At 69.2% G+C, this 18756-nt stretch carries 20 protein-coding genes; 6 read left to right on the forward strand and 14 right to left on the reverse strand.

Translation table 11 applies throughout. The annotated features are described in order from the left end of the window. Window positions 1-141: 141 nt before the first annotated feature. Together NFX31_RS17210 and NFX31_RS17215 are read left to right on the forward strand one after the other, a co-directional pair. Window positions 142-1155, forward strand: coding sequence for a LacI family DNA-binding transcriptional regulator (locus NFX31_RS17210; RefSeq protein ID WP_045250417.1), 1014 nt, complete (start codon window positions 142-144; stop codon window positions 1153-1155). A gap of 128 nt (window positions 1156-1283) precedes the next feature. Beyond that, window positions 1284-1883 (forward strand): hypothetical protein, encoded by a 600-nt coding sequence (locus NFX31_RS17215; protein WP_103951808.1) that lies wholly within the window; start codon window positions 1284-1286, stop codon window positions 1881-1883. Between the two features lie 23 nt (window positions 1884-1906). Here NFX31_RS17215 and dnaB read toward each other — a convergent pair whose 3' ends face one another. The 9 genes from dnaB to rpsF form a co-directional block, all read right to left on the reverse strand. Continuing rightward, window positions 1907-3220, reverse strand: a complete 1314-nt coding sequence (gene dnaB, locus NFX31_RS17220) for a replicative DNA helicase (RefSeq protein ID WP_245762953.1) — start codon at window positions 3218-3220, stop codon at window positions 1907-1909. Between the two features lie 538 nt (window positions 3221-3758). After that, the gene (locus tag NFX31_RS17225) at window positions 3759-4646 is read right to left on the reverse strand and encodes a hypothetical protein (protein WP_262956375.1); all 888 of its coding nucleotides are present in this window, start codon (window positions 4644-4646) and stop codon (window positions 3759-3761) included. Window positions 4647-4680: 34 nt separating this feature from the next. Then, window positions 4681-5439 (reverse strand): SecDF P1 head subdomain-containing protein, encoded by a 759-nt coding sequence (locus NFX31_RS17230; protein WP_262956376.1) that lies wholly within the window; start codon window positions 5437-5439, stop codon window positions 4681-4683. A gap of 51 nt (window positions 5440-5490) precedes the next feature. Then, entirely contained in the window at window positions 5491-6186 is a 696-nt protein-coding gene (locus NFX31_RS17235; protein WP_262956377.1) for a class F sortase, read from the reverse strand. A gap of 49 nt (window positions 6187-6235) precedes the next feature. Further along, window positions 6236-6937, reverse strand: coding sequence for a hypothetical protein (locus tag NFX31_RS17240; RefSeq protein WP_262956378.1), 702 nt, complete (start codon window positions 6935-6937; stop codon window positions 6236-6238). Between the two features lie 278 nt (window positions 6938-7215). Then, entirely contained in the window at window positions 7216-7668 is a 453-nt protein-coding gene (rplI, locus tag NFX31_RS17245; RefSeq protein WP_045250422.1) for a 50S ribosomal protein L9, read from the reverse strand. An 11-nt stretch (window positions 7669-7679) separates the two neighbouring features. Then, window positions 7680-7934, reverse strand: coding sequence for a 30S ribosomal protein S18 (gene rpsR / locus NFX31_RS17250; RefSeq protein WP_040168021.1), 255 nt, complete (start codon window positions 7932-7934; stop codon window positions 7680-7682). A gap of 70 nt (window positions 7935-8004) precedes the next feature. Then, the gene (locus tag NFX31_RS17255; RefSeq protein ID WP_045250423.1) at window positions 8005-8520 is read right to left on the reverse strand and encodes a single-stranded DNA-binding protein; all 516 of its coding nucleotides are present in this window, start codon (window positions 8518-8520) and stop codon (window positions 8005-8007) included. A 6-nt stretch (window positions 8521-8526) separates the two neighbouring features. Continuing rightward, window positions 8527-8892, reverse strand: coding sequence for a 30S ribosomal protein S6 (gene rpsF, locus NFX31_RS17260; RefSeq protein WP_045250424.1), 366 nt, complete (start codon window positions 8890-8892; stop codon window positions 8527-8529). Window positions 8893-9053: 161 nt separating this feature from the next. Between rpsF and NFX31_RS17265 the strand changes: the two genes are divergently transcribed. Genes NFX31_RS17265 through NFX31_RS17275 form a run of 3 tightly spaced genes read left to right on the forward strand, consistent with a single transcriptional unit; the run spans window position 9054 to window position 12080 of the window. After that, window positions 9054-9890 carry a class I SAM-dependent methyltransferase gene (locus tag NFX31_RS17265; RefSeq protein WP_262956379.1) on the forward strand — a complete coding sequence of 279 codons (837 nt, stop codon included), beginning with the start codon at window positions 9054-9056 and terminating at the stop codon, window positions 9888-9890. A 41-nt stretch (window positions 9891-9931) separates the two neighbouring features. Further along, on the forward strand, window positions 9932-10903 hold the full coding sequence (locus tag NFX31_RS17270) for a hypothetical protein (RefSeq protein WP_091477910.1): 972 nt from the start codon (window positions 9932-9934) through the stop codon (window positions 10901-10903). Between the two features lie 58 nt (window positions 10904-10961). Then, window positions 10962-12080 carry a hypothetical protein gene (locus tag NFX31_RS17275; RefSeq protein ID WP_091477909.1) on the forward strand — a complete coding sequence of 373 codons (1119 nt, stop codon included), beginning with the start codon at window positions 10962-10964 and terminating at the stop codon, window positions 12078-12080. A gap of 215 nt (window positions 12081-12295) precedes the next feature. On the opposite strand, the gene NFX31_RS17280 is transcribed toward NFX31_RS17275, so the two are convergent. The 4 genes from NFX31_RS17280 to NFX31_RS17295 all read right to left on the reverse strand — a co-directional run bounded on the left by NFX31_RS17280 (window position 12296) and on the right by NFX31_RS17295 (window position 17845). Next, window positions 12296-14029 (reverse strand): dipeptide ABC transporter ATP-binding protein, encoded by a 1734-nt coding sequence (locus NFX31_RS17280; protein WP_258955359.1) that lies wholly within the window; start codon window positions 14027-14029, stop codon window positions 12296-12298. Next, on the reverse strand, window positions 14026-15039 hold the full coding sequence (locus NFX31_RS17285) for an ABC transporter permease (protein WP_082072273.1): 1014 nt from the start codon (window positions 15037-15039) through the stop codon (window positions 14026-14028). The genes NFX31_RS17280 and NFX31_RS17285 overlap by 4 nt, the downstream gene beginning before the upstream one ends. Before the next feature lies 1 nt (window position 15040). Continuing rightward, window positions 15041-16117, reverse strand: a complete 1077-nt coding sequence (locus NFX31_RS17290) for an ABC transporter permease (RefSeq protein ID WP_045250428.1) — start codon at window positions 16115-16117, stop codon at window positions 15041-15043. A 93-nt stretch (window positions 16118-16210) separates the two neighbouring features. Continuing rightward, entirely contained in the window at window positions 16211-17845 is a 1635-nt protein-coding gene (locus tag NFX31_RS17295; protein WP_091477908.1) for an ABC transporter substrate-binding protein, read from the reverse strand. Between the two features lie 246 nt (window positions 17846-18091). On the opposite strand from NFX31_RS17295, the gene NFX31_RS17300 reads away from it, so the two are divergent. After that, window positions 18092-18322, forward strand: coding sequence for a hypothetical protein (locus tag NFX31_RS17300; RefSeq protein ID WP_139168286.1), 231 nt, complete (start codon window positions 18092-18094; stop codon window positions 18320-18322). A gap of 18 nt (window positions 18323-18340) precedes the next feature. Here the strand turns inward: NFX31_RS17300 and NFX31_RS17305 are convergent, their stop codons facing one another. Further along, window positions 18341-18721 carry a DUF779 domain-containing protein gene (locus NFX31_RS17305; RefSeq protein WP_262956380.1) on the reverse strand — a complete coding sequence of 127 codons (381 nt, stop codon included), beginning with the start codon at window positions 18719-18721 and terminating at the stop codon, window positions 18341-18343. Between the last annotated feature and the right edge of the window lie 35 nt (window positions 18722-18756).

The following is an 18756-nucleotide window of genomic DNA, read 5'->3' on the forward strand; positions in this document are numbered from 1 at the left end:
CCTGGGAGCAACACTCCCGATTCCCTTTGCTGAAAGCTTTCAGCGGGCCAATACTGAACCAACTCGCGTACGTTTGTCAACTGCAGGCCGACGAGCCGGGCCGGGCACGGTCACGGCACGCAGACAAGGAGGAGGTTCTCGATGCTGAGCAAGCGCGTGACCCTGACCGATGTCGCCAAGAAGGCCGGCCTGTCCGTGTCCGCCGCCTCGATGATCCTGAACGGCAAGCCCGACACCCGCCTGTCCCAGGAGGCGCACGATCGCGTGCACGCCGCGGCCGCCGAGCTCGGATACCGTCCCAACGTCGCCGCGCGCGGACTCAAGACCAACAAGACGCAGACGATCGCCTTCATCTCGGATTTCGTCGCGACCACCCGATTCGCGTCCGGGCTCATCAAGGGCGCCCTGTCGGCGGCAGAGGCGGCTGGGCACGTCATGATGGTGCTCGAGACCGGCGGCGAGCCCAAACGCGAGACCGAGGCGATCGGCGCCGCACTCGACCGGCAGGTGGACGGCATCGTCTTCGCGGCCATGCGCGCGCGGGAGCTCTTCCTCCCCGACATGCGCATCGAGACGCCCGCCGTGATGCTGAACGCCACCAACAGCCGCTTCCCCCACTCCGTGCTCCCCGACGAGTACCGCGGAGGGCGCGCTGCGATCCAGGTGCTCATGGACGCCGGGTTCCGCGACGGCATCGCCCTGCTCGGCCAGAGCGAGGCGAAGGAGAGGGAACTGTTCCGCTCGGCCACCGTCGCCCAGCGCGTCGCCGGGATCCGCGAGGCGATGGCCGACCAGGATCTGGAGTTCGTGGCAGAGGTCTCGGTGTGGCTGTGGGAGCCGGACGAGGGCTACCAGGCCATGAAACGCCTGCTCAGGCAGAAGAACCCGCCCCGGGCGATCGTCGCCATGAACGACAGGCTCGCGTTCGGCGCCTACCAGGCGGCCGGTGAGCTCGGGGTGCGCATCCCGGAGGATCTGTCGATCGTGTCCTTCGACAACGACGAGATCGCCGCCTACCTCCGGCCAGGCCTGACCACGGTCGCTCTTCCCCACGAGGCGATGGGCGCCCGCGCGGTCGACCTCCTCCTGCATCCCGAGCCCGCGACCGAGTCGCTGATCCCGATGCCCGTCGTCGTGCGCGACTCCGTCCGCTGAACCGGGGCGCCGCGGGCGCTCCTACTCCCGCGCTTCCGGATCCGTTGAACCTTCCGCGGCTCTCTCTCGTGCTCCCTCACGGGGGGGTATCGCCTCCTCGCGCCCCGCCGACGAAGGAGATGACGACCATGAACACGACCGACGACCGCACCGCCCTCGCCACCGACGAAGACACCGCGAGCCCGCGCCGCTCATCCGCCGTCGAGACCGCTCCGGTCCTCAGCGCGGTTTGGCCGCTCCTGCGGATCGCCATGGCCCTGATCTTCCTGTGGGCCTTCCTCGACAAGACCTTCGCGCTCGGATTCAGCACCGGCCGGGACGCCAAGACCGGAGCCGTCGACCTCTTCGGCCCCGCCGCGTGGATCCACGGCGCCTCCCCCACCACCGGATTCCTGGAGTTCGGGACCCAGGGCCCGCTCGCGCCGCTCTTCACGGCGCTGGCGGGCAACGTCGTGGTCGACTGGCTGTTCATGCTCGGCATGGGCGGTGTGGGCATCGCACTGCTCCTCGGCATCGCCACCCGGATCGCCACTGTCGCGGGAGTCGCCCTCATGATCCTGCTGCGCCTCGCCGTGTGGCAGAGCCCGAACAACCCGATCGTCGACGAGCACCTGGTGTACGCGCTGGTGCTGATCGCACTCGCCGTCACTCCCGCGGCACACCGCATGAGCCTCGACGCGATGTGGCAGCGCCTCCCCATCGTGCGGAGGCTCCCGATCCTGCGCTGACGCGATCGGCGCTTCGGCGCGGCCTAGTTGAAGTCGCCGCCGCCCTGGAAGTCGCTGGCCATGTCGGCGAAGCGGGAGAAGTGGCCCTGGAAGGCGACCTGGATGGTCGCGGTGGGGCCGTTGCGGTGCTTGGCGACGATGAGGTCGGCCTCGCCCGGGCGCACGTCCTTGTCGTAGACGGAGTCGCGATGCAGCAGGATCACCATGTCGGCGTCCTGCTCGATGGATCCCGACTCGCGCAGGTCGCTGATGGCGGGCTTCTTGTCCTGCCGCTGCTCGGGGCCACGGTTCAGCTGCGAGAGCGCGATCACCGGCACCTGCAGCTCCTTCGCGAGCAGCTTCAGAGCGCGGGAGAACTCCGAGACCTCCTGCTGACGCGACTCGACGCGCTTGCCGCTCGTCATCAGCTGCAGGTAGTCGATGATGACCATCTTCAGACCTGCGCGCTGCTTGAGCCGGCGGCACTTGGCGCGGATCTCGACGAGCGTCATGTTGGGGCTGTCGTCAATGTACAGGGGCGCGTCGTTGATGCGCCCGCGGGTGGCGGCGACCGTGGTCCAGTCGCGCTGGTCGAGGGTTCCCTTGCGCAGGTTCTGCAGCGGCACCGCGCCTTCGGCGCTGAGCAGACGCATGGCGATCTCGGCCTTGCCCATCTCGAGCGAGAAGAAGATCGACGGCTGGTTGCTCCCGATCGACGCGGCCCGCGCGAAGTCGAGCGCGAGCGTCGACTTACCCATCGCAGGACGCGCGGCGACGACGATCATCTGACCGCCGTGCAGGCCGTTGGTGAGCTCGTCGAGCTCGCGGAACCCGGTCGGAACGCCGGTCATCGATCCGTCGCGACCGCTCGCGGCCTCGATCTCCTCGACGGCCGCGTCGACGGCGACGGTGAGCGGCACGTAGTCCTCGGCCCGCTCGGTGCCCGTGACGGAGTAGATCTCGGCCTGCGCGCTGTTGACGAGGTCGACCGCGTCGCCCTGCCCGTCATACCCCATCTGCACGATGCGGGTGCCCGCGTCGACGAGCTTGCGCAGGATCGCCCGCTCCGACACGATCCCGGCGTAGAACCCGGCGTTCGCGGCGGTCGGCACGATCGAGGTGAGCGAGTGCAGGTAGTCGGCCCCGCCGGCGCGGGACAGGTTGCCGTTCTTGATGAGCTCGTCGGTGACGGCGATGACGTCGGTGGGCTCGCCGTGCGAGTACAGCGAGAGGATCGCGTCGAAGATCAGCTCGTGCTTGGGGATGTAGAAGTCGGCTCCGCGCAGAGACTCGATGACGTCGGCCACCGCGTCCTTCGAGAGCAGCATTCCGCCGAGCGTGGACTGCTCGGCCATCATGTCGTGGGGAGGGGTCCGCTCTGGTCCGCGCTCTCCACCGAGCCGCTCTTCCGCGATGTCCGCGATCGACACACGCGCCCCCTTCTCCTACCCCGCCGGCCGTGACAATCCCCGGGTCGGGATCGGGCCTCGCGGAGCTCATCTCCCCGCGTGCACATCGCACCATGGACCACCGACATCGGGTTGCTGGACCACGCTACCCGCACGCGCGGAGAGCCTGTGGATAACTCTGTGGAGGGATTGCGGGTAAGTCGGGAGAGTCTGTGCAGAACGCCTGGGGATAACTGTGGGGAGTCTTTTCGATCTCAACTTTTTTATGGTGCTTGACCTGGCTTTTCTAGTTTCCCCAGCCTGTGGATGGGAATCCGTTTAAAGTCCCTCTTTAAGGTTCGCGAGCGGTTGTGCGGATGTGTACAACTTGGGGATGACACCCACGCCAGGAGCCGTTTGTCAAGTCGGCCGTTCGGCGGGAGTGGCGTCGCTCGAAGGAGCATCTGCACCGGCCGAGCCTGCGCCGAAGCGCGCGATGGTCGTCACCCTAGGATCGCGCCGCGGTTCTGCGCGGGACAGCGGCCGAGGCCTCCGCGCACCACCTCTCGAGCCGCTGCTGGGCGACCGTGCCACTGAGCTCGCCACGGCGCTCCGGATGCTCCTGCCAGTACCGCAGCGCGGCGTACAGGACCCACGGCGGAGCCGTGTAGTCGTCGAGCCCGAGATCCCACGGCTCGCGACCCTCGCGCTCGATGCGCACACGCCGCGGCCCCTCGGTCGAGCCGGCCTCCCGCGCAAGCGCGGACACGGCCCGGATCTGCTCCCACGGCACGACCTCGATCGCGTCCAGGTAGTGACGGGAGAAGCCCGCCCGGCCGAGCGAGATCCCGAGGGGGATCCGCCCGAACGAGGCGCTGCGGAACGCGGCGACGAGCGCGATGACCCCGCACAGGACCAGGACCGCGGCCGCCAGAGCCAGCGGCACGATCAGCAGCAGCCAGCCCCCGGCATCCCGCTCGACGACGCGCATCCCGGCCACGACGAGCAACGTGCCCGACCCGGTGCCGCCGAGCAGCAGCGCCCACCCGAGCCCCCACGATGCGAGGTTCTGACGGAAGAAGTGCACCCACGAGTCCGGCGGCTCGCGGTCAGCCCGCGTCAATGCGACCGCGTTGATCAGCGCCGGCCCGCGGTAGCGGCGCGGAGGTCCCTCCCGCGAGACCGACAGCCCCGCCATGAGCGCCCCGAAGCACACCGCCCAGAACACGGTCCACAGCACGTCTCCCCGCACCGCGCAGCTCACCCCGAGCAGCAGCAGGGCGGCGGCGGTGAGCGCGATGAACGCGTACGCGACCGGCGACACCGCCCCCATCCCCCGCTCGTCCCAGTTCGCGGGCAGCGGGTATGGGATCGGATCCTCTGTGTCGGCGCTCATGCTCCCCCTCCGGCTCGACAGTAGCGCGGGCGGGCTAGGGCTTCGACGACACGATCTGCACACCCTCGGGAAGCGGGGCGCCGAGAAGGGCGGCGTACTGCTCGGCCTTGGCCCGGTCGAAACCCCCGGAGATCTCCACCGACGTCGACAGGGACTGCCCGCACTCGAGCTGCACCGTGGGGGCGGCGAGGAGCTTGCCGTCGAGCAGGATCGCCATCCGCTTGAGCGCCGGATCCTCCTCGCAGGCGAGCTTCCCGGAGAACTCGGCGAGGGCCGCCGCGCCGCCGTCGGTGAAGTCGACCTGCACACCCCACTGGTTCTGCACCTCCACCGCCTTCGCGGAGGCGAGATCCTCGTCGCCGACGCCGGCCGGCCCGAGCTGCAGAACCTCGTGCTCCTCGGTGGTGACGGTGCAGGTCTCCGCGCTCTTCGTGCAGTCTTCCGACGCGGTGGCCTTCGCACCGACGGCTGTCACGGGACGGATCGTGAACTCCCCGGGCGCCTGGAACAGGTCATCCCTGACCTCGACGTCTTTGCCTCCGGTCTTCGGCGGGTTGTAGCTCACCGCCACACGGTCGCCGTCCGTGCCGATGGTCCGCTCGGTGATGCCCGCGACGTCGAGCCGGTGCGCGAGCTGCTTCGCGACCGCATCGGCCTTGCCCGCGGGAACCCGCAGCACCACCTGGTGCGTGAGCTCAGGAGCGGCGAACGGCAGCCGCGTGCACCCCGCCAGCAGCAGGACTCCGGCGACGGCGACAGCGACGAGGACGCAGGAACGGATCGAGCGGCTCATACCCCCGGAGCCTAACCCGGCGGCCCGCGCGCCGCACCGGCGACAGGACCGCTACGAGACGCGCGTGGCGGTCACGATCCAATTGTCGACCGAGTGGCCGTCCACGTGCGGGGCGTCGAGGTCACACGAGAACAGCGCGAGCGTGCGCTCCGGACCGTCCGTCTGCCACACCCATCTGTATGCCGTGGTCGCCTGTGCGACGACGTCCTGCTTGGGCACGCTGACGGCGTCGGCGGCCACGTCGAACTGCGCGGCGGCCAGTCCGCCGGCGCGCAGTGCATAGGTGATCACGACGCTGTCCCCCGCCTTCACCCGCCCGAGATCGAAGAAGACGTCCTTCAGGCCCTCACCGGTCACGTTGTGCCCGACGATGACCGCGCGGTAGCCCGACAGGTTTCCCGGCATCGTCTGCCACTGCGGAGGGCCGTACCAGCCCGCGAGTCCCGGATCCGGGTTCAGCCATCCGTCGTCGTTCAGCTGGATCAGGTTGATGTCGGCATCGATGAGCGGCACGTCCTGATGGCGCACGGTGATGTGCACCGGGGTGCCGTCGATGTCCTGCAGAGCCGCCGGCGGCGGGAGCGTCGACGACGCGGTCGAGCCGGGCTCCGGCGTCAGCAAGGGGGTCGGGGCCGGCATCGACACCTGCGGCGCGGGCTTCATCGGCACGGGCCCGATGCCCCGTGCCGCGCCGGCGAGCGCGACCGCCCCGCCGCCGGCGAGCACCGCGACGACGAGAAGGGTCATCGCAAGGCGTCTGCGCGTCACGATGACCCTCCCTGTCCTCGACGGATGCTCAGCTGCGACGGCCGCGCAGAAGCAGGCCCGCCCCGGCCAGCGAGACCGCGGCGAGCGCACCGAGGCCGCCCGCGGCGACCAGGATCCACGACGTGTCGCCGTCGGTCTGCACCGTGACGGGAATCGTGTGCGTGGTCTCCTCGGCCGGAGCCGGAGTGGTGGGCGGCGTCACGGTCGGCGGCGTGACCACGGTGACAGGGCACGTCACGGCATCGTGGTGCACGGTCGTGTAGACGGCGGGCGTGCCCTCCGTCGGCGGAACCGCCGGCTGCCCCTCGACGTCGATGATCTTGTCCGCGGACCAGTAGAACCAGTCGGCCTTTCCGGGCGTGCCCGCCTGGAAGATCTCGTTGACGGGATCCGTCCCGTGCCCGGCGCCCTCGTAGCTGACGGTGTTGGCCTGCCAGTTGTCGCCCGGCGGGATGTCGCCGGCTCCCGGGCCGTCGGGACCGCCTGTCCACGAGTAGCGCTGGAAGTTGCCCCAGTGCCAGACCTCCTCGACGGCGGGCGAACCCGGCGTGCCCGGCACCTCAGGAGTGACGAGCACCTGCTCGTCGTACGCCGGCGCCGGCGTGCAGGTGCTGTCGTCCGCGGATGCGGCCGGCACCGTGATCAGGATTCCCGCGACGGCGAGCGACATCGCGCCCGCTGCGTACGCGGCCTTGCGGAGCGCCTTCGCGCTCGTGCTGTTCGGAGACATGTCCCCCGTACCCCCCAGATTCGTGATCGAAGTGCGATCACACGCGTCCGGGTGCGCGGAAGTCCACGGAGTGAACCGTGACGCGCCGATCCCCAAGATCGCCGGGCCCCCACCCCGTCAACGGTTGCCCACGCCCCAGCCGGTGCAACCTTTGCTCCCACGATAGCCACCCTCCGATGCCGGGGCAATGGACCCCGGGAAGCCTGGGACAAGGCGGACCGGGCACGCGAAAGGGGCCGCCTCCCGAAGGAGACGGCCCCTGACAGGGCGTTCGCGCCTTACTTGGCGGCGACGACCTGCAGCGTGATCACGGCGGTCACGTCGTCGTGCAGACGAACGGTGGCCTCGTGGTCGCCGACCGACTTGATCGGCGAGGTGATGTGCACCTTGCGCTTGTCGATCGCGCCGATGCCCGCGGCCTCGACGGCGGCGGCGACATCAGCGGTCTTGACCGAGCCGAACAGACGGCCCTCGGCGCCCGCCTTGACGGCGAGGCGGACCTTGGCGGCCTCGATGGCGTTCTTCAGCGCCACCGCGTCGTCGAGGTCGTGGATCGCACGCGCCTTGCGGGCGGCCTGGATCTGCTCGACCTGCTTCTCGCCACCGCGCGTCCACGCGACAGCGAAACCCTGCGGAACGAGGTAGTTGCGGGCGTACCCGTTCTTGACCTCGACCACGTCACCGGCGCTACCGAGCCCGGCGACCTCATTCGTGAGAATCAGCTTTGCCATGTCGGTGCTCCTTAACGGCCAGCGCCGGCGTAGGGCAGGAGAGCCATCTCGCGCGCGTTCTTGATCGCCTTGGCGATCAGGCGCTGCTCCTGCACGGACACACCGGTGATGCGACGGGCGCGGATCTTTCCACGCTCCGAGATGAACTTGCGGAGGGTCGCGACGTCCTTGTAGTCGATGACACCCACGCGGATGGACTTCGCGGGGGCGGCGTTCTTCGCGCCCTTCCGCGGCTTGCGGCGGTCGCCGCTCGACTTTCCAGCCATGAGTCTTCCTTACGAGAATTGTTTTTCGGATCCGTCAGGATCCGGAATCTGTTGTGTCCGGGGACGACGCTCAGAAGGGCGTGTCGTCTCCGAAGCTGCCGGGAGTGCTCCACGCGTCAGCGCTCGAGGAGCCGGGGGTCGACCACGGCTCGTCGTTGTCGCGCTGCTGCGGGCGCCCGCCGCCCTGCTGGCCGCCGGAGAAGTTCCCGCCGCCGCCGTTCGAGGCGGCGCGGGTGACCTGGGCGGTCGCGTAGCGGAGCGAGGGGCCGATCTCGTCGACCTCCAGCTCGATCGCGGTGCGGTTGTTGCCTTCGCGGTCCTGGTAGGAGCGCTGACGCAGGCGTCCGGATGCGATGACCCGCATGCCCTTCGTCAGGGATCCCGCCACGTGCTCGGCGAACTCGCGCCACACGGACGCGCGGAGGAACAGCGCTTCGCCGTCCTTCCACTCGTTCGCCTGGCGATCGAAGGTGCGCGGCGTCGAGGCGATGGTGAAGTTCGCCACCGGCAGCCCGTTCTGCGTGTAGCGCAGCTCGGGGTCGGCGGTGAGGTTTCCCACCACGGTGATGACGGTCTCGCCGGCCATGATGCCTTAGGCCTTCGCGACCTTGGGCTTGCGGGCGGCCTTCTCCTCGGCACGCTTGGCCTCGGCGGCGACCATCGCCTGCGCCTCTTCGGCACGCAGAACCTTGGTACGGAACACGAGCTCCGACAGGTTCAGCTGGCGGTCCAGCTCGTTGGTGGCCTCGCTGGTCGCGGTGAAGTTCACGACGGCGTAGATGCCCTCGGTCTTCTTGTTGATCTCGTAGGCGAAACGGCGCTTGCCCCAGATGTCGACCTTGTCAATCGAGCCACCATCAGCGGTGATGACCTTCAGGAACTTGTCGAGGTTGGGGGCAACCTGGCGCTCGTCCAGCTCGGGGGTCAGAATGACCATGAGCTCGTACTGGTGCGTCACTTACCCACCTCCTTCGGACTAGAACGGCTTCCGGGACTTTCCCGGAAGCAGGAGGGTGTTGTGCACGTGCCCGGGCATGATTCACCCAGGCAACCGGTACAGCTTAGCGGATCCGGCTGAATGCGCCGAATCGGCGCGGGAACCTCGGTAGCGTGACCGGCATGGATCAGGTCGAGATCGATTGGGAGCCGGCGCGCGAGGCGAACCGGGAGAACTGGGACGAGCGCGCGGCGCTGCACGTCGAGGCGTACGGGCTGGACGCCTTCGACGATCCCGCGCACCTCTCCGATGTGGTGCGCACCGACGCGGCCGCCCTCGCACCGTTCTTGGCGGACGGACTCGACGGGCTCGACGTCTGCCACCTGCAGTGCCACATCGGCACCGACACCCTCTCGCTCGCACGGCTCGGCGCCCGCGTCACCGGCGTCGACTTCTCCGGGCCGGCCCTCGACGCGGCGACGGCCCTCGCCGCACGCCTGGGCCTGTCGGCCACCTGGGTGCAGACCGACGTGCTCGACGCCCGGGCCGCCGTGTCCGGAGACTTCGACCTGGTCTACACCAGCATCGGCACGATCACCTGGCTCGACGACCTCGATCGCTGGGCGGCGCAGATCGCCGGTCTCCTGCGCGCCGGCGGGCTGTTCTACATCCGCGACGGCCACCCCGTGCTCTACGGGCTCGATGAGACGCGGGACGAGCTCGTGCTGCGCTACCCGTACTTCGGCGACGGGTCGGCCCAGGCGTGGGACGAGGCCGGCACGTACGTCGGCGACGGCACGGTCACGCACACCCGCACCTATGAGTGGCCGCATCCGATCTCGGAGGTCGTGAACGCGCTCATCGGCGCGGGCCTGCGCATCCTGAGGATGGAGGAGGGCCGCAGCCTGCCGTGGCGGTTCTCGCCGCGGATGACCGAGGCCGGCGGCGACTACGTCTGGCCCGAGGGCGAGCGCGACCTCGTGCCGTGCACCTTCACGATCATCGCGAAGAAGGACTGAGGCCGACGACGAACATCGACCCGGCGGGTTAGCCTGGCGGCATGCGCTGGGTGGATGACGTCGAGGTCGGAGACTGGATCCGGGACCGTCTGGATCCCGGCGTCGACACGATGCACGACGTCGTGCCGCGCGGATTCGCGGCGTACGCCCGGATCCTCCATCCCGCCGGGGTGCGCAGCGTGACCGCCGGCGTCGTTCCGACGATCGACGAGCTGCGTGCGATGACGGAGGACGAGGAGGAGCAGGCCCTCGTCGGGCTCCGCGACGACGCGGCGACCTGGGCGGATACCGCCGCGGCGTTCGGCACGGTGCTGCATCCGCTCGCCCAGTGGAACCGGATCGTGCGGACGCCCGAGGGCGAGGACTGGCGCCGGCGCCGCTCCCCCGACGGCCGGGAGTTCACCGCACCGTTCGAGGGAGAGCTCCCGCCCGCGGAGCTGGCCCGGGTGGCCACGCACCTCGCCGCGCACACGACGACGCCGGATGACGGGGTGGCCGGGCTCTGGGAGGGCTGGGGCGGTCTCACCGGCGGCTACGGCACGACCGGACGGGCCTTCATGACCTTCGCCGACGATCCCGCCGAGGCGCACGCGGCGATGCTCGCCGAGAGCATCCACGACCCGTTCAACAACCCGTACCAGAAGGCGCCCTGGCAGGACGGGATCCTCTCCCGCGAGATCTCCGAGGGCGCTCGTCTCGAGCTTCCGCAGCGCAGCCATGTGCTGTTCGCCGTGCCGCCGCGGGTCTTCGCGGACGCGGACTGGCCGCTGCGCGTGCCGTGGCGGGACACCGTCGCGGAGCAGCACGGGTTCCCGCCGAGCGCGCAGCACCCGAGCCTGATCTGGCCGGCGGACCACGCCTGGATCCTGGTCAGCGAGATCGACTTCGACTCGACGATCGTGGGCGGATCCGAAGCCCTCGTCGCCGCGCTCTGCGCCGACGACCGCCTCGAGGCGCTCCCCATCCCGGAGGGCGCGAACCTGCAGTGGGACGCGGATACCGTGAACGCCTGACGGGCCTCGGGCCGCATTCACCGCTGTGGAATCCGCGCTCCCGCAATAGCGTGGGAGGGTGAGCACTCCATCGCCCGGCAGCACCGCCGCGTTCGACGCCCGCGCCCTGACCGCCCCCGTCGACCGCGCTCGGCTCACGGCCTGGGCACGCGAGGCGAGGGCCAGCGGCGTGGGTCCGCGCACCGGCCAGATCGTGCTGTTCATCGTCATCGCGCTCTTCATCGCGTTCGTCGGCTTCGGCGTCGTCGGGGTGTTCCTGTCGGTGCTGCTGGGCTCGTCGGGCGGGATCGTGATGCCGCTGCTGATGCTCGTCATCGTGGGCCTCGCCGTGTGGGGCGGGATCGCCTGGTGGAACCGCCTGCTCGTGCGCGGCTATCGCCTCGCCGACTTCGCCGCGTCGAACGGCATGAGCTATCTGCCGCGGCTCGCGGATCCGCAGCTGCCCGGCATGATCTTCTCGCTCGGACACGGGCGCGAGTCCACCGATCTGGTGCGCGGCACCTCGCCGCGCTTCGCGGAGTTCGCGAACTACCGGTACACCACCGGATCCGGCAAGGAGAGCCAGACGCACGAGTGGGGCTACATCGCGATCAAGCTCGACGTTCCGCTGCCGAACATCGTGCTCGACGCGCAGTCCAACAACGGCCTCTTCGGCTCCAACCTGCCCGCGGCGTACCAGCGCCACCAGCGGCTGTCCCTCGAGGGCGACTTCGACCGCTCCTTCGCCCTGTACTGCCCCGAGGGTTACGAGCGCGACGCGCTGTACCTCTTCACCCCCGACATCATGGCCCGCTTCCTGGACAGCGCCTCGGCGTTCGACGTCGAGATCGTCGACGACTGGCTGTTCCTCTACGCGCAGAACCGGCAGGTCACCACACTGGATCCGGCCGTGTGGGCGCAGATGTTCGGCACGGTCGGGGCGGTCATCGCGAAGCTCGAGCAGTGGGCGCGCTGGCGAGACGAGCGCCTGGGCGCGGCGTCCGACCCGGCACCCGCGCGCTTCGCCGGCGGCCCGGTCACGCCGACGCCCGGCGAGCCGGGCCGCCCCTGGGCTCCTCCGCCCGGCGTGGCACCGGAGGGCCGCCGTCTGAAGCGCACGTTCCCGTGGGCGTCGGTGCTGGTGTTCGGCGCGGCCGCCGTGGGCTGGGTCGTGTTCCGCGTGATGTTCGCGCACTGACGACGAGGCCGGATCCAGCGCGCTCGAATCCCGTCGAGATGGAAAACGTCGCGCGCAACACCCGCGGAACGACGAGATCCATCTCGAGATCCGCGAGGTCGCTGACTGAAGATGGAAAACGTCGCTGCGAGACGAGTCGCAGCGACGTTTTCCATCTTGCGCCGGAGGGACGAGCGCCCTTGCGCCGGAGCGGCGAGCGCCCGGGGGCGGGCCGCTCAGCCGCGGCGCACGGCCTGCCAGAGTGCGCGCCGCTCGGCCTGCTCCACCGGATCCGGCACCGGGAGTGCGGCCAGCAGCTCCCGGGTGTAGGCGTGGGTCGGATCCTTCAGCACCTGGGCGGTCGTGCCCTGCTCCTGGATCCGGCCGCGCTGCAGCACGATGATGCGATCGGCGACGGCGTCGATCACGGCGAGGTCGTGGCTGATGAACAGCGACGCGAAGCCGAGCTCGGCCTGCAGCTGCACGAACAGCTCGAGCACCTTGGCCTGCACCGACACGTCCAGTGCGCTGGTGGGCTCGTCGGCGATGAGCAGCTTCGGATCCAGTGCGAGTGCGCGGGCCAGCGAGGCGCGCTGGCGCTGCCCGCCGGAGAGCTCGTGCGGGTAGCGGTCGCCGAAGTTCGTCGGCAGGCGCACCGCGTCGAGCAGCTCGTCCACCTTGGCCCGCGCCGCGGCGACGCTGGACGCCTTGCCGTGCACGATGAGCGGCTCGGCGATGCACTCCGCGATCGACAGCAGCGGGTTGAAGCTCGTGGCCGGATCCTGGAAGACGAACCCGATCTCCGGGCGGAGAGGCGCGAGCTGGCGCTGCTTCACGCCCTTCATCTCCTGTCCGAGCACCTGCAGCGACCCGCCGACCACGGTGGTGAGGCCGACGACGGCGCGGCCGATCGTGGTCTTGCCCGATCCGGACTCGCCGACCAGGCCGACGACCTCGCCGGGACCGACGTGGAAGTCGACGCCCTTCACGGCGACGACGCCGCCGCGGCCGAACCGTCCCGGGTAGCCGATCTCGCACGCCCGCGCGACGATGAGGCTGCCCGCGGCCGGCTCCGGCGCGGAGCGGTCTTCGAGCGAGGACGCCGACGGCGACGAAGTCGCGACGAGCGCGGACTTGCCCTGACCGACGTGCGGCACGGCGGCGAGCAGCTCGCGGGTGTAGTCCTGCTGCGGGTTCGCGAAGAGCTCCCGCACCGGCGCCTGCTCGACGATGTCGCCGCGCAGCATCACCACGACGCGGTCTGCGAGATCGGCGACCACGCCCATGTTGTGCGTGATCAGCACGATGGTCGCGCCGAACTCGTCGCGGCACGCCCGCAGGAGCTCGAGGATCTCGGCCTGCACGGTCACGTCCAGAGCGGTCGTCGGCTCGTCGGCGATGATGAGCCCGGCGTTGAGCACGAGCGCCATCGCGATGACGATGCGCTGCTTCTGCCCGCCGGAGAACTGGTGCGGGTAGTCGTCGACGCGCCGGTCCGGATCCGGGATCCCCACCTTGCGGAGGATCTCGACGGCCTTCGCCTTCGCCTCCTTCGTGGAGAGGCGTCCGTCGGCATGGGCCCGCAGGCCCTCCGCGATCTGCCACCCCACGGTGTAGACGGGGTTCAGCGCCGTCGACGGCTCCTGGAAGACCATCGCCGCATCGCGTCCGCGCATCGCGCGCAGCTTGGCGGGCGAGGCGTGCACGACGTCGGTCTCGCCGCCGCGGCCGCGCACGATCACCGCGCCCGACATGGTCGCCGTCTCCGGCAGGAGCCCGAGCAGGGCGTTGGCGGTGACGGTCTTGCCGGATCCGGACTCGCCGACGATCGCGAGCACCTCGCCCGCGTGAGCCCGGATATCGATGCCCTTCACGGCGTCGACGGGCTCGCCGTCGGTCGCGAACCGCACCTTCAGGTCGCGGATCTCCGCGACGTCGGGCAGGCCGATGGTGTTGGTCGTTCCGGTCATGCCGCACCTCCCGCGCGACGACGCGTGCGCAGTCGCGGATCGCTCAGGTCGTTCAGGCTCTCGCCGACGAGGGTGATGCCGAGCACCACCAGCACGATCGCGAGGCCGGGGAAGATGGACGTCCACCAGATCCCGCTGGTGACGTCCGCGATGGCGCGGTTCAGGTCGTAGCCCCACTCCGCCGCGGAGGTCGCTTCGATGCCGAAGCCGAGGAAGCCGAGACCCGCGAGGGTCAGCAGCGCCTCCGAGGCGTTCAGCGTGATGACGACGGGCAGCGAACGGGTGGAGTTGCGCAGCACGTGGCGGATCAGGATCCGGGTGGTCGGCACGCCGATCACCTTCGCCGACTCGACGAACGGCTCGGCGCGCACGCGCACCACCTCGGCGCGGATGACGCGGAAGTACTGGGGCACGAACACCACGGTGATCGACAGGGCGGTGGCCATGATGCCCGACCACAGGTTCGACTGGCCGTGGCTGATCACGATCGACATGACGATCGCGAGCAGCAGCGACGGGAAGGCGTAGATCGCGTCGGCGAGCACGACGAGCGTGCGGTCGAGCCAGCCGCCGAAGTAGCCGGAGAGCAGGCCGAGCGCGATGCCGATGAAGATCGAGCAGGCGATCGCGGCGAGGATCACGAGCAGCGCGGTCTGGGACCCCCAGATCACGCGCGAGAACACGTCGAAGCCGCTGACCGTCGTGCCGAGGATGTTGGTGGCGCTCGGCGGCTGCTGCGTGCCGAACTTCACTCCGTTGACGGCCTGCTGCGCCCACGAGTAGGGCGCGATCAGCGGGGCGAGGATCGCGGTCAGCACGAACACGGCCGTGATGACGAGACCGGTGACGAGCATGCCGCGCTGCAGGCCGACGCTCTGACGCAGCTGGGAGACCACGGGGATCCGCTCGCTCCAGCGGCGCTTGCGCGGCGCCTGGGCGGCGAGCACCTCGGTCTTGGGCGTGGGCAGGTCGCGGTCGACCACGGGCTCGGAGGGGTTTCCGGCAGCCATCTCAGTACCTCACCCTCGGGTCGATCATGGCGGCGACGATGTCGACGATGAAGTTGGTCACGGCGACGATCACGGCGATCATGACGACGATGCCCTGCACGGCCACGAAGTCGCGGGCCTTGAGGTACTCGCTCAGCATGAAGCCGATGCCCTTCCATTCGAAGGTGGTCTCGGTGAGGATCGCGCCAGAGAGCAGCAGTGCGATCTGCAGGCCCATCACCGTGATGATCGGGATGAGCGCGGGCCGGAACGCGTGCTTCGTGACCAGGCGGTACTCGCTCACGCCGCGGGAGCGACCCGAGGTGACGTACTGCTGCCCGAGGGTGCCGATCACGTTGGTGCGGATCAGGCGCAGGAAGATGCCGGCCGTCAGCAGCCCGAGGGCGAGGGCGGGCAGGATCGCGTGCCACAGCACGTCACCGATGGCCGGTCCGTTGCCGAGCCGGATCGCATCGAGCAGGTAGATGCCGGTGGGGGTGTTCACCCCGCTCATGAGCAGCTCGGTCTGGGTGCTGGCCCGGCCCGAGACGGGCATCCAGCCCAGCCACACCGAGAAGACGAGCTTGAGGAGCAGGCCGACGAAGAAGATCGGGGTCGCGTACGCGAGGATCGCCATGATCCGCAGCGAGGCGTCCTGCCACTTGTCGCGGCGGTGCGCGGCGACAAGGCCCAGGGGGATCGACACCGCGAACGCGACGATGAGCGCGTAGATCGCGAGTTCGAGCGTGGCGGATCCGTAGGTCAGCAGCACCTGCGTGACGGGCTGGCCGTCGGTGATGGTCGTGCCGAAGTCGCCCTGCAGGATCTTGCCCAGGTACTCGAAGTACTGGATGAGGACGGGCCGGTCGTAGCCCGCCTGGTGCACGCGCGCGGCGAGCTGGTCGGGAGGAAGGCGGCCGCCGAGGGCGGCAGTGATGGGATCGCCGGTGATCCGCATCAGGAAGAAGACCAGGGTGACCAGGATGAGGACGGTCGGGATGATCAGCACCAGGCGGATCAGGATATAGCGCCACAGTCCTCCTCCGGAGGAGGCGGGGCGCGTCGCCACGGGGTCTGCGGCGAGGGCGTCAACGGACATGGAGAACCTTCGTGAGGAGGGTGGGCGCTGCGCTGCGCCCGGACGAGGACGGGGCACCGTCGCGTGTGCGGCGGTGCCCCGTCTGAGGATGCGCTACTTGCTCAGCGGCGCGTAGCGGAACTTGAAGGAGGCGTCGAGGGTCGCACCCTTGACATCGGCGCCCGTGACCGCGATCTGCTTGCCCTGGAGCAGCGGCAGGGTCGACAGGTCCTTCGCGACCATGTCCTGGATCTGAGCCAGATCCGCCATGCGCTTGTCCTTGTCGGTCTCGGTCTGCGACTTCACGATGAGGTCGTTGACCGCGCTGTTGTCGTAGTGGTTCTTCAGGAAGTTGTCCGTCGTGAAGAACGGCGACAGGTAGTTGTCGGCGTCGGAGTAGTCCGGGAACCAGCCGAGCTGGTAGGCCGGGTACACATCGGCGACGCGATCCTTGGAGTACTGCGTCCACTCCGTGCTCTGCAGGTTGACGGTGAACAGGCCGCCCTGCTCGAGCTGGGCCTTGATCGCGGCGTACTCGTCACCCGAGGACGGGCCGTAGTGGTCGCCGTTGTACTGGAGGTTCAGTGTGATCGGGCCGGTGACGCCCGCGTCCGACAGGACCTTCTTCGCCTTGTCGAGCGACGGACCGCCGTTGCCGTCGCCGTACATCGACTTCAGCGGGGTCGTCGCCCCGGACATGCCGTCCGCGACGAAGGAGTACAGCGGGCTGTAGGTGTCCTTGTAGACGTCCTTCGCGATCGCCGCGCGGTCGACGAGGTCGGCCGCCGCCTGGCGCACGGCCTGCGCCTTGGCCGGGTCGGCCTCGGGAGTGGTCGCGCCGAAGGGCATCGTGTTGAAGTTGAAGACGATGTAGCGGATCTCGCCGCCGGGGCCCTCGACGAGCTTGACCTTCTTGTTCTTGGAGAGGTCGGCGGTGTCGGTGGCGGACAGGCTGCGGAACGCCACGTCGATGTCGCCGTTGCCGATCGCGAGCTTGAGGTTCGACGCGTCCGCGAAGTACTTGACGTTGACCTGGCTGTTGGCGGCCTTGCCCAGCTCGCCCTGGTAGCCGGCGTACGGCTTGTAGGAGATGAGCTGGTTCTTCTTGTAGTCGGTGATCTCGTACTGACCCGCGAAGGCCTTGCCCTTGACGATCGTGTCGTCATCGGTGACCTTGTCGGCCGAGAAGACCTTCTCGTCGACGATGGGAGCCGCCGGGCTGGAGAGGATGAGCGGCCAGATCTGGTCGTTTCCGTTCTTCAGCGTGAAGACGACCGTGGTCGGGTCCGGTGCCGCGGTGCTCGCGAGGTTGCTCAACAGCACCGCGGGACCCGCGGGATCGTTGATCTTGAGCTGGCGGTCGAAGGAGAACTTCACCGAGGCCGAGGTCAGCGGGTCGCCGTTGGCGAACTTCAGGCCCTTCTTGAGCTTGACCGTGTACTCGGTCGGCGAGGTGAACTCGGCCGACTCGGCGATGTCCGGGGTGACCTCGGCCGTGCCGTACTTGCTGTTCATCAGGAACGGATAGACCTGGTTCATCACCGCGAACGAGCCGTTGTCGTACGAGCCGGCCGGGTCGAGGAACGTGATCTTGTCGGTGGTGCCGACCGTGATCGTGCTGCCGCCGGATCCTCCGGTCGAGCCGCCGCCACCCGTGCTGCTCGTCGCGCAGCCCGCGAGGACGAGGGCTGTGGCGCCGAGCGCGCCGATGGCGAGGCCGAGGCGACCTCGTGTGCTGTGGAATGACATATACACCTCTGTATCGGTTCCGTGGCCGCAGTTCAGCGCGGCCGCAACATCCATGGCCGTCGGGGTTCACGGCGCACGGGACACCCGATTGTATGCACGCCTGCGCTTTTCTCGGGAGATCCGAGGCCGAGCCGTGATCTGGGTTGGCGCAAATCCTGCGGCGAGCTGTTCGAGCGGGGTAGCCTCAAGGTTCTCCGGCATCGGGGCCGGAGACGTTCGTCAATGAACGTAACCGGAGGAGTCCACATGAAGAAGAACCATTTCGCTTCAGCGGCTGGAGGAGTTGTGCTCGCGGCGGCACTGACGCTGGCCGTGGCGCCCAGCGCTTCTGCGGCCACGCAGGTCGGATCGGGCGGATACACCTCGCTGAGCGGCTGCCAGGCAGACCAACGACAGTTCGCGAAGAGCGGATATCAGATCGCGCAGAACTGCGAACTTCGCGGCGACGGGCTGTATCACTTCACGTACTGGGTATAGCGAACCCGGGATGCTCGATCAGGCCAGCGCGAAGTGCTCGAGCTCGGCCTGGTCGAGCATCCGCGAGCGCGTGAGGAACCTCTTGCCGGTCGGCGACTCGACGCTGAATCCGGATCCGCGTCCGTCGACGACGTCGATCGTGAGGTGCGTGTACTTCCAGTACTCGAACTGCGACGCGGACATGTATACGGGCACGGATTCCTCGACGCCGACGTCGAGATCGCCGAGCAGCACGTCCCCCGGTCCGGTGAGGAACATGCCCACCGGGTAGCACATGGGCGCGGAGCCGTCGCAGCATCCGCCGGACTGGTGGAACATCAGCGGGCCGTGCTGCGCGGTCAGCGCACGCAGCAGCGCCGCCGCCTCCGGTGAGACGTCGACGCGGTGGAATTCGGGCATCGCCGCTCCTCTCGTCATGCGGGCGGGCACCTGCG

This window comes from Microbacterium azadirachtae (genome assembly GCF_025583665.1).
Lineage (GTDB): Bacteria > Actinomycetota > Actinomycetes > Actinomycetales > Microbacteriaceae > Microbacterium > Microbacterium azadirachtae.

Bases quoted from the DNA above. Each gene is read 5' to 3' on its own strand.
- NFX31_RS17210 (WP_045250417.1), top strand. From the start codon at position 142: ATGCTGAGCAAGCGCGTGACCCTGACCGATGTCGCCAAGAAGGCCGGC.
- NFX31_RS17215 (WP_103951808.1), top strand. From the start codon at position 1,284: ATGAACACGACCGACGACCGCACCGCCCTCGCCACCGACGAAGACACC.
- dnaB (WP_245762953.1), bottom strand. From the start codon at position 3,220: ATGATGGCCGAGCAGTCCACGCTCGGCGGAATGCTGCTCTCGAAGGAC.
- NFX31_RS17225 (WP_262956375.1), bottom strand. From the start codon at position 4,646: ATGAGCGCCGACACAGAGGATCCGATCCCATACCCGCTGCCCGCGAAC.
- NFX31_RS17230 (WP_262956376.1), bottom strand. From the start codon at position 5,439: ATGAGCCGCTCGATCCGTTCCTGCGTCCTCGTCGCTGTCGCCGTCGCC.
- NFX31_RS17235 (WP_262956377.1), bottom strand. From the start codon at position 6,186: ATGACCCTTCTCGTCGTCGCGGTGCTCGCCGGCGGCGGGGCGGTCGCG.
- NFX31_RS17240 (WP_262956378.1), bottom strand. From the start codon at position 6,937: ATGTCTCCGAACAGCACGAGCGCGAAGGCGCTCCGCAAGGCCGCGTAC.
- rplI (WP_045250422.1), bottom strand. From the start codon at position 7,668: ATGGCAAAGCTGATTCTCACGAATGAGGTCGCCGGGCTCGGTAGCGCC.
- rpsR (WP_040168021.1), bottom strand. From the start codon at position 7,934: ATGGCTGGAAAGTCGAGCGGCGACCGCCGCAAGCCGCGGAAGGGCGCG.
- NFX31_RS17255 (WP_045250423.1), bottom strand. From the start codon at position 8,520: ATGGCCGGCGAGACCGTCATCACCGTGGTGGGAAACCTCACCGCCGAC.
- NFX31_RS17265 (WP_262956379.1), top strand. From the start codon at position 9,054: ATGGATCAGGTCGAGATCGATTGGGAGCCGGCGCGCGAGGCGAACCGG.
- NFX31_RS17270 (WP_091477910.1), top strand. From the start codon at position 9,932: ATGCGCTGGGTGGATGACGTCGAGGTCGGAGACTGGATCCGGGACCGT.
- NFX31_RS17280 (WP_258955359.1), bottom strand. From the start codon at position 14,029: ATGACCGGAACGACCAACACCATCGGCCTGCCCGACGTCGCGGAGATC.
- NFX31_RS17285 (WP_082072273.1), bottom strand. From the start codon at position 15,039: ATGGCTGCCGGAAACCCCTCCGAGCCCGTGGTCGACCGCGACCTGCCC.
- NFX31_RS17290 (WP_045250428.1), bottom strand. From the start codon at position 16,117: ATGTCCGTTGACGCCCTCGCCGCAGACCCCGTGGCGACGCGCCCCGCC.
- NFX31_RS17295 (WP_091477908.1), bottom strand. From the start codon at position 17,845: ATGTCATTCCACAGCACACGAGGTCGCCTCGGCCTCGCCATCGGCGCG.
- NFX31_RS17300 (WP_139168286.1), top strand. From the start codon at position 18,092: ATGAAGAAGAACCATTTCGCTTCAGCGGCTGGAGGAGTTGTGCTCGCG.
- NFX31_RS17305 (WP_262956380.1), bottom strand. From the start codon at position 18,721: ATGCCCGAATTCCACCGCGTCGACGTCTCACCGGAGGCGGCGGCGCTG.